The following is a 16194-nucleotide window of genomic DNA, read 5'->3' as shown; positions in this document are numbered from 1 at the left end:
TGTTTGTTTGCGTAAAAATTGAGTTTTTTAGAAGTTTTTTTGTGAAACTTTCATTTCAATTGTTTTAATCGAGTCAGCGCTAATTGGTGAAAAAGAAAACCAAAATCATGCTAAGTGACTTGTTTAATTAATAAACATCTTTTAGGCGGAATAAGAAGTAAGTAGGACTATGCGGATTTCTTCACCGAGTTGAGTCATTGCCGTTTGCACGGCATTTGCGTTAATCAAAATAAATGCGATTAGCTAAGCTAAAACATTGGGTTACATATCTATATTGATTTAGTGAAAAGTGGTTTTTGTAGTTGCTGTAATGTCTCTGTAATCTGTTGTAACTCGGTGTAATAGATAAAATCACTACCCTTAAATATGCTTTTAAAGTAATAGCTTAAAGGAGCATATTAAAATGAATAAAGAACTAGATATTGCCATTGTGGGCGGCGGTGTATCAGGTGTCTATAGTGCATGGCGTCTGCAACAAGAGCTTGGTGATACACATCGCATAGGCTTATTTGAATATAGCGATCGTATCGGTGGTCGTTTGTACAGTCGCACGCTTCCGGGGTTGCCCAACGTTGTGGCTGAGCTTGGTGGAATGCGCTTTATTCCTGAGGATCATGTGATGGTGAGTACGCTGGTGGATGAGCTAAAACTCCAAACCAAAGACTTCCCAATGGGCTCAAAGCTGCCGTTATACCCTTCAAATGCAGAAAGCTCCCCTGAAGCAGGTAGTGAAAACAACCTCTTTTACCTGCGAGGGCAATATTTTAGATATCGTGATTTCGCCGAGTGTCCAGATAAAATCCCATACCAGCTTGAAGAAACAGAGCGAGGCTATGGACCGGAAGATCTTCAAGTTAAAGTCATGAACCTCATCTGCCCGGGATTTGCCGACATGTCTCTTGCAGAGCAGATGAAAGTCAAAGTGTTTGGCAAGGAAATTTGGCGCTTTGGCTTTTGGAACTTGCTTGAGCATGTGTTGAGTAACGAAGCATACCTTTTTATGAAAGAAGCGGGGGGCTACGATGCTAATGTGGCGAATGCCAGTGCGGTTACTCAGTTGCCTGCCACTGAATATAGCGATGATACGGTATTTAAGACCCTAAAAGATGGTTTTCAGGCGTTACCGCTGAAGTTATGTGAAGAGTTTGCAGCGGCACCGGGCTGCCTTGACCGCTGTAAGCGCGTTAATATGTTGCATCGACTTGCAAAAATTGAGCTGCATGATTGTGGCGAGTATCGTTATGAACTCACTTTTCAACCTACACAATTGAATAGCAGTGGGAAAGTGGTTGATAAAGATGCTCCAGCGTACAGCGTTAAAGTGAAGCGGCTTATTTTGGCTATGCCAAGGCGCTCGCTTGAGCTGATTGAATCGCCGTTCTTTGATGACCCTTGGTTGAAAGAAAACATTCCGTCTGTACTTATCCAAAAAGCGATTAAGATGTTTATGGCATACGAGCAACCTTGGTGGCGCAGTTTGGGCCTTGTTGCTGGTCGCTCTGTCACTGACTTACCAATCCGTCAAACTTATTACATGGGCACGGAATGCGATCAAAAAGAATGCCTTGAATACGAGACCAACGAAAAAGGCGAACAGGTATGTAAAGTAGAGCACTCCTATGGTGAGCCCAATACCAACTCGCTGCTAATGGCTTCTTACAATGATATTGGCACTATTCCTTACTGGAAAGGTTTAGAAAAGGGTGAGCATTACCAAGGCTATATGCCAGCCTATGGTGCACAAGGTTATACCGAAAATGAGATAGTACCTAAAAACCAGTATCAAATTACCACCGGGATGGTTGAAGCGGCACATCGCCAAATTCAAGCGTTACATAATCAAAAAGCGCTCCCAATGCCATATTCTGCAATCTACCAAGAGTGGGGGGATGACCCCTATGGCGGTGGCTGGCATGAGTGGAAAGCCAATTATCGTCTCGATGAGATCATGTGCAGAATGCGCCACCCTGTTGCGAGTGAAGAAATCTATATTGTTGGCGAAGCGTACTCCTATGAACAAGGCTGGGTTGAAGGAGCGTTAAATACGGCTGAATCAACATTGGCTGAGTTCTTTGCTTTACCAACACCGAAGTGGTTATCTAAAGACAAAGCCCAGTATGAACAGTGGCTTGAGTCACACCACAATTACTTACCAGTAGATTGCCGTAAAGGTGGCTGCTCGTGTCAGCATTCAGCGCAACAGCCAAATGCCAGTTCGGACACGCTGGACGAAGTCACTGAATTCGCTTATCGAGGTATTAATCATGAGTACCGCTAATTTTACGGTTGCCGACCATTTACTGTGGCGGTTAAAGCAGTTGGGCCTAGATAAGGTATTTCAAGTGCCTGGTGACTATGTGCAAGAGTTTATGACCGCACTGGACAACTTTCCAGGTATTGACGCTGTAGGCGATGTAACCGAACTAGGGGCAGGCTACGCGGCGGATGGATATGCAAGATACCGAGGTATTGGCGCGGTGTCTGTGCAATACGGCGTTGGCACGTTCAGCGTATTAAACGCCATCGCCGGCGCTTATGTCGAGCGTAATCCTGTTGTCGTTATATCGGCAAGCCCATCGGCTGAAAACCGTGTAGATATTGAAGAAACAGGCGTGTTATTTCATCACTCTACCGGCGACTATAGCGCTGATAAAAAGGTGTTTGAAAATGTCACTGTCGCCAGTGAAATTCTTTCGGATCCTGCTTCTGCTCCTGAGATTATTGATAATGCGTTACGCCTTGCCATGAGTGAAAAACGGCCTATTTATCTAGAAGCATGGCAAAACGTGTGGGGCGCAGCTTGTGATAAACCAGATGGCCATTTAGTGATCCCAAGACCTGCATCTAATCCTACGATGATGGCAAATTTACTCGATAAAGTAATCAACCGACTCAAAGAAGCTGAGAAGCCATTGGTATTATTAGGCATAGAGATCACGAGGCTCGGCATACAAAGGGAAGTCGAGAACTTGCTCTGTAACCTCAATATTCCGTATACCACGACCACGCTAGCCAAATCAGTATTAAGTGAGGCGCAAGGGCTCGGGAAGGAGCTGTTTGTTGGCACCTATGCGGGTGAAGCGTCATGGCCTGAAACGTTTGACTTTGTTAGCAAACGAGATTGCATTTTAGCGTTGGGGGCAATATTCACTGATGACTACCTGACCATGTTAAAAACGCAAGACAACGAATTGATCCGCGTGAATATGGGCGAAGCAAGAATTGGTAACTGCGAACGTTTTGGTGGTATCGATTTAGCACAGTTTATTGATGATTTAACGGTGTATGTTGAGCATTACCCGATGCAGCATCATGCGCTTTGCTCGTTGCCGGAAAACCCCTACTTGAAAAGTCCCGTACGAGATTGCGATACCATCAGCTACGAAAACTTCTTTTGCACATACCAAAAGCAGTTAGCCCAATGCCAAAAGGTGCGTGACTTCAACCTTATTTTAGGTGAAAGCTCTTCGCTTTATATGGCGGCTCGTTTAACTGGTATTGAAGAAAGTCGCTTTATTAGTGACGCGGCTTGGGGGTCGTTAGGTCATGAAACCGGTTGTTCACTCGGCACAGCCTTGGCTGACAATCGACGTAGTGTTGTGGTTGCCGGCGACGGTGGGTTTATGATGATGTGCCAAACACTGTCTACCATTAGCCATAACAAACTCAATACTGCAGTGTTTGTAATGAGTAACCAAGTGTATGCAATTGAGCAGTCGTTCGTTGATATCTGTGCGTTTACTCCTGCGGGCGCATTTGCACCATTTGATGATCTGCATCGTTGGGACTATAAATCATTAGCGAATGCGTATTCTGTTGAATATTTGCATGTAGAGACCGTCGCAGATCTAAATGGGGTTTTTGCTGCGCTTCATGAAAACTCATGTAAGCCGTACCTCATTAAAGTCAATATTGATAAAAAAGATCTCGCACCGGCGATACAAGATCTCGCCGAAGCCATTACGGGTAACAAAGTGGACGACTGTCCATGTGGAAATAGCACAGCGCAAGGAAACAACAATGCCTAAACAATCCAATAAACCAATCCCTGAATATCAGTTAGAAGAAGCACAAAAGCGTATCGACCGCTATTGGCGCGCGACACAAGGATTTATACTCGCGTTAGAAAGCAAGCATGGCTTTTCTGCAAAGCAGTTGCTTACTTTATTGCCAACGGGGGATACTTCGATGGAGCGCTTTAGAGAATATCAAGCTAAAGCGCTTATCTTTAACACACGATTTCAGTTTTCGCCCTCGGTAATTGTGATGTGTAATAACACTGATGATGTAATGCGCGCCTATCAAGAGGCGATAGCGTTTAACTTACCCATTCGGGTGCGCTCTGGCGGCCATGATCACGAAGGGGAGTGTAGTGGCACAGATGTGGTGCTACTGGATTTAAGCGGTTTAAAAGACTTCTCCATTGAGAAAGAAGGCGATGATTATATTGCCCATATTGGTTCGGGCTATCGCTTTTATCAATTAGTCCCAAAGCTTGCGGAATCTGGTTACAAGGATATTCCACCGTTAACCATTCCACATGGCACTTGCGCCACGGTTGGGTTAGCTGGGTATATTCAAGGCGGTGGTTGGGGCCCGTGGACGCGAGCAAAAGGGATGTGCTGTGAGTCACTCGTTGGTGCGACTGTTATTTTGCAAGATGGTTCGAGAGTTGAGGTATCTGAAACTGAAAATGAAGATCTCTTATGGGCACTACGCGGAGGCGGGGCGTTAAGTTATGGAATAGTGACAGAGTTTAGAGTCAAAGCTTTTGAGCTACCTGACGAAATCCACCGCTTTGAAATTAACTGGAATAATGAGGCGGTTGGCTCTACAGACTTAGCAACTTGGCAGCTGCTCAGCCAGTGGGAAGATGCGATTAACGATACGGGAAAGGATACCGAGAACTTAGTTGGTACTAACCTAAAAATCAACGCGATCCCAGATGTTAGCGAGTGTGAAAAGTCATCTGGCTACGAAAAAACGTTAAAGCACCCAAGCACCATGTATGGTTATTGGCAAGGCTCCGAAAAGGCGCTACTTCAGTTTGCTAAGCAGTATTTTCCCACAGCTAAAGTGCAGGTGACGGGCACGGACACAAAGCAGAATTATAGCGAAGCATTGATGTCTGACTGGTCGCGAAACTCTTTGGCTAATCTCAAAAAACTGGGGTTAAAAGGGACGCTTGCCGCAAGCCTTGATGGCGAACCATTTACACCAGACTTCGACGCCCCAGCGCCACACAAGATCACCTCGAAGCTAGTGCGTGAGTCTGGTCTTACCGAACAAGGCAAGTTGGCGCTATTGCGTTCACTCACATCGCCTTTACTGTTTGCACAAAATGCCCCACTTGGACTATTTAGTTATGTCACTCTAGGTGCCATTGCGGGTAAGTTTTATGCTAATGATACTTGTGATGATGCTAAGGAACGTGTTGCCTTTCCTTATACTACTGCGCAGTATACCATTCAATACCAAACTTGGTGGAATACCGAGTTAAAATATGACGGCAGTTATGACAGCAAACGCCTTGGTCAAGCAAATCCAGTATACCGTTATGTAAACCGTGCACTTGATTGGATTGAAGTTAGCCGCGACACCACCATAGAAGGGGCATACGGCGCGTTTATCAGCTTTAAAGACGCATCCATCCCGACGCAAACCTACTTCCAAGAGAATTATGAAAAACTCATTGAAATCAAAGAGGAGTATTCGGGTTTCACAGTTAAATTAGACTGTGGTAAAGAGGTTTACGTCAACTTTAATCGCCTAAGAACCCGTAAGACAATTATTTAACAGTGTTAAATGTGAAGAGCAAAAAGCCAGTATCGGCTTTTTGCTTGGTTTCACCTTGAGGTAGGAGATGTTTTACACAGCGACTTTGTTGTTTTTATATTGAATTTTTGGGTGGTGAGATGAGGAGGATTTTTCATCAAAAATTCGTTAGAAAACATAAACTGCTCGGCGAGTGAATCGCCTCCTACAAGCCTATTTACGCTACGCAGTAGGAGCTGTTTTACACAGCGATTTTGTCGCTTTTATCATGTGCTTTACGCTGCGGCCTTGAAAGCATTTTAAATATCTAACACCACCACTTCCATTTGGTCTTGCGTATCATAAGGCTGGATCTGCATTTTTATTTGGCTCTCAGAAAGCAACTCCAGCTGACCTTCTGCGGCTTTGTATTTGCTGTGAACGACCTTTACTGCATGAATACCAAATCCGATTTCTCGCTCTAAGCGTAAAACTAAACCATATGAGGTGGTGGCTCCGCGGTCGGTTCGGTAAAGCACATAGTTATCGTCATTGACATTCAGTCGATTAAGTTCGGCAAAGGAGTTGTCAACGCCGCTTTGTTTGATCTCGGAATAATCACCAGCGGCAAAGATGAATACGATGAAACTCGGCACTGCTGCTGCCAAAGCGACTAATAAGCCAGACATTTTGAGCAACTTGGTGCGTCGACATAACGACCACAACAACACTGAAGCGGGCAAGATGATGGCCAGTATCATAACGAAAAGGTAATTATGCTGAGGAGCTGCAAATCTTAACTCCCAAGGCAAATTACTCATATTAAGGATGACCAGTAATACAACAATGACCAACGCAATACTTGAAAATCGTTTCATAAATTAAACCTAAACTACAACCAAAGTAAGTGATACCAAAAATAAACCTCTGGTTATTTAAACAAGCTGAATTTCCCTGTAAATTCTTTAAGCTCCGCGCTATCGCCAAACATGCAAATGCCAAAGTACTCTAATTCTTGCTCTGGTGTTTCAGCGGTGGCGCTTACTTGCTGTTCGGATGTGCCAACAATCATGGTATTTGTAAAGTCGGTAAAGGGGATGTTACGAGCCACAAGCTCTGCTCGCACTTTTCTGATTTTATTACTGTTATCTGCTTTAAGCACAATAAAAGGGTAGTGCGAAATCGAAGGGTGAATGCCGCCATCTTTGTCTTGATACGGTAAAAAGCAGAGCTCATCAGTATTACCAATTTGGTCAATGAGCCCAGCGGTCATATGGCCAAGCGCATTAAAAAGTCGACCAAGTTCAACTTTTTTATTGAGCACAGCAACAAATCGCTTCGAGTTTTCGTCCGGTAAAACGGAAAAATCAGTCATAGACTTCCTTGAATAAGAAAAGAGACGCTTAACCATATCATAATAACACTATCACCGCGCCTAGATTTCGATAATTGATTGTAATTCCTTAAAAATTTCCTAAGGAGATACAGTAAATTTTGTTAGGCCAATCAGTTGTCCTGAACTGGTGACAACGTGCACCTCCCACTTACCTGTTGAGTCGGCGGGAAAGTTGCTCTTATGGCTCCAAGCTCGATAGCCTTCCTCGCGTCCACCGCTAATATTTAAGGGGATTCGGTCAACCACTTGCTTGTTGTGTACCCACACGTGAAAGATCTTTTCGTTTAGTCCCCGTGGTGCTTTTACCGCGCTCCAACTATACAAGCCTTGTTCGTGAAGCGAATGGGTATCGAGGTGTTGGATACTGTTCATTGGCTTTCGTTGCTGCCTATCAACTTCATAAGCCAGCGTAATGTCGGTGAGTCGTAAGGCCGCCGGGGGAACCCAGCTACGTAACTGCCACAAACCGGCGCTAAGTGCACTTAGCAGCAGAGCCAATAAGGGAAAACGCCACCATCTTGCATGTGGCATGACATTACCAAGACTCGGTAGGGTAAGAATAATGGCGGTGACTAGCGCTATTTGTATACTTTGGTCGGTTGTCAGGTGAAGCAAAATAGGTAGCGTAACTGAAATCACAACAAACAAAGCAAAATTGTGGAATACCATAAACAGCACATTGTGCCGGGCTAGCTTTTTGTAATATATCGGGTCCACAACGGAGATAAACGCGCAGAGTGCAATTAAGCAGGTAAACGCGGCCTGTGGATGATTCCATGTTGTGGCAGCCAAGAAAAAAGGCAGTGCGAAGAATAGACTTTCCTGTTGCACCATTTGTAGGGCAAAGCGCATAAAGTTGGGTGACAACACAATACCAAAACGTTGCTCCACTTGGTCGCGAAGCCAGTTATCAATAATAAGCCACAGCCAACTGGTGAGTAAAAGCAGAGCGATGATCTGTGAAAACGACTCTTTACGTTCAACTAAAATAAAGCTCGCTATACCACTGCAAAAAGCCAACAGCGCCATTAGGCCGGGCCACTTCTGCATCATCAAAATAAATTTTGTTATTAGGTTTTTGAAATAACGCATTGAAATAAAAATTGCTTGCTGGTCTTTAAGATTCAAGCACTTCAACCATGAATGCAGTATGAGTTTAGTAATTAACACACATAACTTGCTAACATTGTTTTGGATGACGTTAAATGTGTTCTGATTTTTTCGCGAATGTCACTCGACTGGTTTTGGCTTAACTTAAAAGCGCCATGCATCGTATTGATTTTAATCTTGAAAAAGTTAATGGCGTTAAACAGCGATTGGCGTTGATTAGCAGGCACGCTATCAAGCTGCCAATCACTATTTGAAAACTGCTCAAAATGCGTTATTTGCGCTTGCATTGACGCGTATTTTTCATCGTCAGTAGCAATAAGTGCGAGCTCACCTTCAACGATCACATTTGCGTACAACCACGTGGGGAGCTTAATGGCAGGGATAACCGTGGGTGAGAGGTAATGATCTTCACAGTGGAAAACTGCTTGAATAACACCACCTGTGTGAAAAATCGGGTTGTCTTTTGTAGCGTGTCCGAGCAAATAAGCATGGTCATCACTTAATGTTAGCGGTACAAAAACCGTCTTTATCTTGCCTTCCTGGATCACCGTCAGCGTGGCCAGCGGGTGTTTTGTGATCACAGAGCTGAGTATGTTTGGGTTGCTTTCAATGTAGTAGTTTCTTGGGTAGCTCATAACTTTTCCTCCAACCTCGCTTTCACTTCAGGCCACATCTCGTCAGTGATGGCAAATCGTGCTGTATTACGGTAACTTCCGTCGGGCAGGCGTCTATCTTTTAACGACAAGCCTTCAAAATGGGCACCGAGTCGAGCGATGGCATTACGAGACTTATGATTACATTCATGCGTTTGAAATTGCACACGCACCAGTCCAATCGCTTCAAAGGCATATTTGAGCAACAGGTATTTGGCGTGGGTATTAACATGCGTGCGTTGAAATTCAGTACCAATAAAAGTATGGCCGATTTCGGCACTTAGGTTGAGTTTATCAAGTCTAAACAAGCGGCTATTACCAGCCAGTTTACCTGAGTCTTTATCTATGATTGCAACAACAAGTTGTTCGCTTTCGTCAAACTGCGCAGAGCCGTAAAACCATTGCTCTATGGTTTTTTGATCGCGACAATAATTATTAAATACCCATTTCCAGATCTCAGTTTTTTTGCCTCGAGCCAATAACTCAGGTAAATGCGCGGCTTCAAGCGGAGTGAGCTTAACGCGATTGGATTCTAGCGTTTGTTTTGAAAGCATCAATTTTCCATTCATTCTGTGTTTTTAATGCTTGCATATTGCGCTGATTTTGGTTGATATAAAACAACCAGATTTAATAATTTAATTAGACCAGACTTGATTTCTATTAGCCCAAAAACACAGTCTCAAGATGCTAAACATAAACGCTTAGCAGATGTTTTACGCCGTACCATTACTGAAGGTAAGCTCACACCCGGTGACAAACTTCCTTCTGCCCGAAAGCTGGCTGAGTTACATGGTATGAATCGGCACACGGTGATGAATGCGCTACAAAACTTGGTAGCTGAAGGCTGGCTGGTGGTTAAAGAGCGCAGCGGCTATCGAGTCAATACTGAACTACCTATTTTCAGTAGCCAACAGATAGACACAAAAGTGCCTGCTACACCACAAATCGTACCGCAATTTGCTAAAATACTGACCCCAGTAAGCAGCACTAAGCGTACGGCCTACCGCTATAGTTTTGCAGGGGGCTTACCGGATCTTCATGCTTTTCCCTATGATGAGTTTAAGCGGTTTTTGGTAAAGGCGTGCCGCAAAACCAATGTCAGTCATTTTCACTATTCAGACATTGCGGGGTGCGAGTTACTGAAATCCCAAATTCAGGCGTATTTGCGCAGAGCGAGGGGACTGGTATGTGATGATTTACTGATTTGTAATGGCTCCCAAGAAGCGCTCTCATTGGTGGCAAATGCATTTATTAATCCAGGTGATGGTGTTGCCATCGAAATGCTTGGTTATCCACCTGCGCGACACGCCTTTACCAATGCAGGCGCTGAAGTTTTTGCATTAGCACAAGATGCAGAAGGCATTAAAGTGGAGGCTTTGGCGCGCTGCCTTGAACAAAACAAGGTGAAGCTGTTGTATTTAACTCCTCTACATCAATACCCCACGACAGTGACTTTATCTGTACCGAGGCGCATGGCGATTTATCAGCTGTGCCAGCAGTATGGCGTGTTTATTATTGAAGACGATTACGACCATGAGTTTCATTATCTCTGCCCGCCGTTACAGCCAATGGCGGCAAGTGACCCAAGTGGTATTGTGATTTATATTTCTACCTTCTCAAAAATCATGTTTGCCGGTGCTCGTGTGGGTTATATGAGTGCGCGGGCCGATGTGCTCGCGCAATTGGTGGCACGTAAGCAGCTACTTAATCACAAAAATGATGCCCTTACCCAGTTGGCTGTGGCTTACTGGATGGAAGAGGGCGGGTTTGAGCGCCATTTACGCCGCATGACCAAAGCCTATCAAGTACGCCATCACGTGATGGGGCAGCACCTAAGCGAGCTTAAAGCCAAGTTAGATATTGACTTTGAAGTGCCACAAGGCGGAATGGCGTATTGGGTAAACAGCAAACGCGACGTCTCGAGATTATCTGAAAAAGCACTTGAAAAAGGGATTTACGTACAATGTGAGCCTGAATTTACTCTCGATAAGGCTAGTAGTTTAAGTCATATTCGCTTAGGCTTTGCGGCGCAAGAAATCGAGCAACAGCAAGCTGGGCTGAGTGAGTTATTTGCTTTGATCGCAGAGCTGGAGAAAAATCATGAATAAGCAACAAGCACTGGTCGAATTCGTTACATTCGGTCCACACAAAGCGCAGGCGTTAAATATATTATTGAGCGATAACAGTGCAGTATCGCTCGCTATCAGCAAGGCGATGTTAAGCGTGGTATTAGCAAAATATCTCAGCGGTGAAATTGACGAAGATGACCTCGAAAATTGGGCTGGGTTTGTTGAACTGCGTGACGAGATTGATTGCACCTTGATAGAAGATTACCTCTATGCGTTGAATAATCCAGAGCTGATGGGTGGAATTAACCTCGATTCCATCGGTAATATGTTGAAACTCATTAAAGGTTAAATACAAAAGGAAATATCATGAGATTGATAGCGGCTGCATTGTTTTTATTACATAGCCAAATCACGTTGGCGGGAGGAGATGTGTGTGAAAATCCTATCTCAACGTTAGACATCAACGAGTGTGTAATGAGCGAGCTTAACGCGAGAACTGAAATACTTGAACGTTACTACCAAAAAAGCCTTGAGCATAATGCCTTTGATGAGCAACTGGTAGAAGCGATTAAAGCCTCGCAGTTGGCGTGGCAAAGCTATCTCGATGCCCACTGCGGCGCGGTATATACCCAATGGCGAGAAGGCACTATTCGTGGCGTGATGGCACTCGAATGTCGTAAGGAATTAGTAAAAACCAGAACTCATACACTTTGGGCTAACTTTTTAACTTATATGGATAGCACTCCACCAGTATTACCAGAACCAGAGTAAACGCGTGATTCTGGCAATAATTTTGCAATTGCCCCTTGGAGATATTATCCAGCTGTGGTTATGCGCCTATGCTGGTGTTTCATCTCTCAATAACATCACACCTAATACGATAAACCATAGGATTTGCCCCAACCCGAAGATAGCAGTGGTCACGTCAAAAAATGGGTTTGCTGAGAAAGAAGAAAGACCAGAAAACAATGTAAGGATTCCTGCAATACTGACCAACAACCCCCAATAATGCAACAGTGGACTAAAAACGTTATGTTTAATGCCAACATAGCTAACCGTTAGTACCCATATTGCACCGACCAACTCGATACCACCGCCAAGCGCATCTACCACTATCGAGATGGTGCGATTAACCGTTAGTGCAAGCGCTGGATCGATCTCATAAAATTTTGCAATTGCTGCAATGCTGGTTAAAAAAACCATGGTACTTGCAAGTACAATTGCGGCCCATATATAACCCACTATGCTAGCAAATTTCATCAGCTCAGGAGAGGCTTTACTCAAGCGCTGCTGCATGGCTTGTACCAACACGATAAGCGTGAAGCTGAAAATAATCCCAATGACAATATAGCCGAGGAAAAAGGTGTCGCGATTTTGGATGAAAAAATCTAGGTAAAGCGCTGGGGTATTATGTCCACTGGAGTCCAATACTCCAAAAAATAATACAAAGCCAAACAAATAAGTTGCCGCTTCTGTGAGTGCAGCGACTCCTCCCCATTTTTGTAATGACATGGCTACTCCAAAAACTTGATTATTATTGTTGTGCTCAGTTTAGCAACATATGGAGAGTCAGCGCCAAAACAGGGGGGATTATTTGTAACAATAGTTTATCGATGTGGGTGTTTTAGGAATAATATTGAATATGAACAATGCTATCCGCATTACTATTTCGCATCATAATCACAGTACAGGCTGCAGGTGGAGCCATTGAGATGCCAGACATGGGTTCTCATGCAATCTGGTGAAGGTAAACAGCATAGCGAAGCGTCGCTATGCTGTTGAAATGAGGTTTGCAGGTTATGCAGGTGTTCTGCGTCTAACAAAAGCCAACAGCGTGCTTAGCATCGCTAGTAAAAAGCCGAACGCACCACCGGAACTACCTTTATCTTCCTTATCGGTAGTCGTTGGATTAGAACTCGCTTTATACTGCGCTTTAACAACTAGTTCACTGGTGACGTTGTCAAAAGTCGTATCCCACCCAGTAAATGCGTAGCCATTTCGTTTTGGCTCTAGAGGCGGTGTTGCTGCTTGCCCATGAGAGATTTCCACGGCCTTGATGACTGTACCATTCCAATCTACGAACTTAACTTGATACATATTAATTTCAAATTGTGCAGTAATGATAAGGTCTTGCTCCACTTTGCTAAAATCTCCATTCCATCCAGAGAATGTGAAACCTTCTCTGGGCGGAACTTGAGGAGCATTCGCGGAAGTACTTTCTTCAATAGTTTGAGTAGCAAGCACGCCACCGTCCCAATTCTTAAACACGACATTAAACAGTTTTGGTTCGTAGCTTGTTACTTGAAACGCGGTTTTGTTGTCTGTGTAGTCTAATTCAGGGAATTCTGACGAGAAGCGGACGGTTGGCGTAAATACGCCTACTTCGCTGGGCGTTACATTAAACGAGACTTGAACTGATTTAATGTCAGCGCCATTGCTAAAACTACATATGTGACGGTTACTTAACGCTTCACAGCTAGTAGTATATTCGTTATCTACTGACTCGAAATCAAGCTTTAATGCGGCTTCAGAATCTAGGTAAAGATGAAATTGACTAGGTAAACTGGGTAGTGTGTTTTCAGTTATTTCTAACGTAACTGGGATGCTAGACCCCATTTTTACCTGCTTGGCTCCCGTTATATCCCGAACAGAAATTTTATTGATCTGTTCTTCATCAACAAAGATATAAGGCGTAGCGCCTAACGTTGTTAACTCTCGCGCTTTAGCACCTTGGCTATATATTCCCGCAGAGTCTATTTGAGTACTAGCGTCTAATTGCCAAACACCTTGACCTTGTTGCAAGTCATCGTTGCTGAAACTCAAACCTTTAGTACCAACAAACTCATTTTGACTATTGCCTTGTTGCCATTGCTCTATAGTGAAAAGCTTATCTTCCGCGTCAGAACCTTCTGGTGCTCTGAGAGCATAATAACCTTTGGCCATCCCCGATAGATCCGACGCTGTGACTGTTAACGTTATGTTTTGCTCACCATTCGCTGATGCCAGTTGATTAGATGAAAAAGCGATATGGTTGATTCTGGGTGGTACTAGATCTAGTTCCGTTTCATTTTTTACAGTGATGACAGAAGGTAAGCCTAGTGTATTAAAGTGTCCTCGGTTGTAAACTCCCATATTTCCGTTGCTGTCAGTGAGCATAGCTGTGGCAACAAACCACTCACCAGGTAGGTCTTTATCAGTAAAGGTGAAAGAATAATTCGAACGATAAATTCCTTCGACATCTGTTTCTTGCCAATCAGATGACTCAGCCTGTTTTATAGCAAGTGATTTATACTGGCTAGGTGGTGAAACCCTAATTACGCCTTTAGACATAGTCGACTGGTCGTAAGCTTCTACGGTTACGTTAACCGTCTTATCGCCTGTATTTACATCAACTTCAGTGCCTGAAATCACAATAGATTTGATCTCAGGATTAACTCCTTCAGAGACCTTATCATTTGAGACGACGATGTATGGGTTAAAGCCGGCGGCTTCAATTTCACTCTCGCGAAGCCAAAAACGAACCGCGTTATTTACGTCAGTTACGTGGCCTAAGGTTAAAAACCATTTACCATTGATGTCGGCATCAGTGAAAGTAAAACTGACTTTACTTTCATACACACCAATCTCATCGGTTTTCTGCCAATTAGAAGCTACTGCTGATTTGTTGCCACCCCAACTAAAGCCTGTTGGTGGTGATAAATAAACACGTACGGATTTTACACCGCTTTCATCGTAAAATCTCAAGGTAATATCTACGGTTTTGTCACCGTCGTTGACATTAACTGAGTTTGAGGTCAAGTGGATTGCTCTTAGCTCAGGTGGGGTTCGTTCAGTTTCATTTGTAGTTTGTTGGTGTTGCTGGCAATGGGTATTGAGCACTTCTAACATAGTCTCAGCGGGCAATAAATTGTCACTTACGCCACTGGCAGCATTTGCCATCAGTAATTCAATTTTTGTATCACAACCTATTTGTGGATCGGTGATGGTATCTAAACTGAGCGGTTGGCTTGCTTGTGCATTCATTGCAGCTAGCCCAGAGACTAGTGTTGCCAGTGTGGTTTTCGTGAAGAGATTAAAACTCATTGTTAGTCCTTTAAAGTTATAGTATGTGGCTCTATTTTTAGCGAAATACTCTGTTAGCACGGTTTAGTACTACAAAGTTGAGTAAATATCCTAAATTAGCATGTGGCTCTAAATCTTTAGAGAATTTTTTGTACTTGAATTGTGAACAAATGTGAAAGTCATTCTTCTCTACTCTGTTGCTTTAAGGTGCTTTTTAAGGTGATCAATAAAAAGTTGAGTTTTATAGGGGGTGTAGTTTGCCTTCGGATAATACGCCCACAATTGTTTTGTTTCTGATTTCACTTCAGGTAAAACAGGTGTGAGCAAACCTTGGTCAAGCTCTCTTTTCACATAGCTAGGAGAAATAAACACCAGCCCCAAACCTTGCACGGCCGCAGTCAGCATTGCGTCTAACTGATCAGAGACGAAGTTGTAATTGTCAAATTGGAAGGTGTCTCCATTTTCAAGAATAATCCCACCTAGCTTATGGTAGTAACTGCTTAACAACATTTTATGTTGGCGGAGATCATCCAGAGATTCGATAGGGTTATGCTGTTTGAGATAGTGAGGAGCACCAAAGATTTGCATTTGGTAGTCAATGAGCCGGCTGCCTTTGTGAGAGGCTGAGTCAAACGCTTCATAGTAGCGTGTGATCACTAAATCGTGATTAAGATCTGGGTGTGCGCCAGGGGCGATGACATTAAGATGAATTTTTAGCTTGGGATATTTAGCTAAAAATGAGGCGATATTTGGCATCAAGATGGTGCTGCCTACCGCGAGAGTTGATGCGATTTTCAAGCTACCTGATGGCGCTTGATTCAGCGTTTGTCCGTGATCAGTTAAACATTCAAACTGCGCAAGCCATATTGAAGCTTTCGGCAAAAAGTGCTCCCCAGCCTCAGTGAGATTGACTTGGCGAGTAGTGCGAATAAATAGCGTTAAGCCTAGTTGTTGTTCTAGCCAGTCAATTCGTTTGCTCACTGCAGACGCTGAAACACCTTCTTCATCTGCGGCCCGGGTAAAACTGCCAAACTCTACAACTTTGCTAAAGCTCCGTACTCCGGTTAACCAATCCATTAATTTTTTCCTGATGGGAATAAGTGTTTTTATTATTACCTTGTTTTTTGGATATTAAAAGCTCGGTAAAATT

At 43.7% G+C, this 16194-nt stretch carries 14 protein-coding genes; 6 read left to right on the top strand and 8 right to left on the bottom strand.

Annotated elements, in window-relative coordinates; all coding sequences use genetic code 11:
* Positions 1 to 403 precede the first annotated feature (403 nt).
* Genes L3V43_RS21210 through L3V43_RS21200 form a run of 3 tightly spaced genes read left to right on the top strand, consistent with a single transcriptional unit; the run spans position 404 to position 5796 of the window.
* Positions 404 to 2278 (top strand): FAD-dependent oxidoreductase, encoded by a 1875-nt coding sequence (locus L3V43_RS21210; RefSeq protein WP_102058461.1) that lies wholly within the window; start codon positions 404 to 406, stop codon positions 2276 to 2278.
* Positions 2265 to 4028, top strand: a complete 1764-nt coding sequence (locus L3V43_RS21205; protein ID WP_237117354.1) for a thiamine pyrophosphate-binding protein — start codon at positions 2265 to 2267, stop codon at positions 4026 to 4028. The genes L3V43_RS21210 and L3V43_RS21205 overlap by 14 nt, the downstream gene beginning before the upstream one ends.
* Positions 4021 to 5796 carry an FAD-dependent oxidoreductase gene (locus tag L3V43_RS21200; RefSeq protein WP_235368183.1) on the top strand — a complete coding sequence of 592 codons (1776 nt, stop codon included), beginning with the start codon at positions 4021 to 4023 and terminating at the stop codon, positions 5794 to 5796. Before L3V43_RS21205 ends, L3V43_RS21200 begins: the two co-directional genes overlap by 8 nt.
* Before the next feature lie 278 nt (positions 5797 to 6074).
* On the opposite strand, the gene L3V43_RS21195 is transcribed toward L3V43_RS21200, so the two are convergent.
* The 5 genes from L3V43_RS21195 to L3V43_RS21175 form a co-directional block, all read right to left on the bottom strand.
* Positions 6075 to 6632 (bottom strand): hypothetical protein, encoded by a 558-nt coding sequence (locus L3V43_RS21195; protein ID WP_102058464.1) that lies wholly within the window; start codon positions 6630 to 6632, stop codon positions 6075 to 6077.
* A gap of 53 nt (positions 6633 to 6685) precedes the next feature.
* On the bottom strand, positions 6686 to 7129 hold the full coding sequence (locus L3V43_RS21190) for a DUF2000 domain-containing protein (RefSeq protein ID WP_237117355.1): 444 nt from the start codon (positions 7127 to 7129) through the stop codon (positions 6686 to 6688).
* A 99-nt stretch (positions 7130 to 7228) separates the two neighbouring features.
* Entirely contained in the window at positions 7229 to 8242 is a 1014-nt protein-coding gene (locus L3V43_RS21185) for a DUF5924 family protein (protein WP_010603640.1), read from the bottom strand.
* 71 nt (positions 8243 to 8313) lie between these two features.
* A complete protein-coding gene (locus L3V43_RS21180) occupies positions 8314 to 8895 on the bottom strand; it encodes an FMN-binding negative transcriptional regulator (protein ID WP_235368182.1) in 582 nt (193 codons plus the stop codon).
* The gene (locus L3V43_RS21175; protein ID WP_010603638.1) at positions 8892 to 9467 is read right to left on the bottom strand and encodes a GNAT family protein; all 576 of its coding nucleotides are present in this window, start codon (positions 9465 to 9467) and stop codon (positions 8892 to 8894) included. Before L3V43_RS21175 ends, L3V43_RS21180 begins: the two co-directional genes overlap by 4 nt.
* Before the next feature lie 96 nt (positions 9468 to 9563).
* Between L3V43_RS21175 and L3V43_RS21170 the strand changes: the two genes are divergently transcribed.
* From L3V43_RS21170 to L3V43_RS21160, 3 genes are read left to right on the top strand one after another with little or no spacing between them, the layout of a single operon-like run.
* Entirely contained in the window at positions 9564 to 11021 is a 1458-nt protein-coding gene (locus tag L3V43_RS21170) for a PLP-dependent aminotransferase family protein (protein ID WP_237117356.1), read from the top strand.
* A complete protein-coding gene (locus L3V43_RS21165) occupies positions 11014 to 11331 on the top strand; it encodes a hypothetical protein (RefSeq protein ID WP_102058468.1) in 318 nt (105 codons plus the stop codon). Before L3V43_RS21170 ends, L3V43_RS21165 begins: the two co-directional genes overlap by 8 nt.
* 17 nt (positions 11332 to 11348) lie before the next feature.
* Positions 11349 to 11753, top strand: coding sequence for a lysozyme inhibitor LprI family protein (locus tag L3V43_RS21160; protein WP_237117357.1), 405 nt, complete (start codon positions 11349 to 11351; stop codon positions 11751 to 11753).
* A gap of 66 nt (positions 11754 to 11819) precedes the next feature.
* On the opposite strand, the gene L3V43_RS21155 is transcribed toward L3V43_RS21160, so the two are convergent.
* From L3V43_RS21155 to L3V43_RS21145, 3 genes are all read right to left on the bottom strand, one after another.
* Positions 11820 to 12494, bottom strand: a complete 675-nt coding sequence (locus L3V43_RS21155; protein WP_102058470.1) for a DUF4386 family protein — start codon at positions 12492 to 12494, stop codon at positions 11820 to 11822.
* A gap of 285 nt (positions 12495 to 12779) precedes the next feature.
* Positions 12780 to 15065: an InlB B-repeat-containing protein gene (locus L3V43_RS21150; protein WP_237117358.1), complete on the bottom strand. Its 2286-nt coding sequence runs from the start codon at positions 15063 to 15065 to the stop codon at positions 12780 to 12782.
* Between the two features lie 168 nt (positions 15066 to 15233).
* On the bottom strand, positions 15234 to 16121 hold the full coding sequence (locus L3V43_RS21145) for a LysR family transcriptional regulator (RefSeq protein ID WP_174169455.1): 888 nt from the start codon (positions 16119 to 16121) through the stop codon (positions 15234 to 15236).
* Positions 16122 to 16194: the final 73 nt, after the last annotated feature.

The organism is Pseudoalteromonas sp. L23, assembly GCF_021728455.1.
Taxonomy (GTDB): domain Bacteria; phylum Pseudomonadota; class Gammaproteobacteria; order Enterobacterales; family Alteromonadaceae; genus Pseudoalteromonas.
Note: the sequence above shows the minus strand (reverse complement) of the source record. Positions and strands in the feature narration are given on the sequence as shown.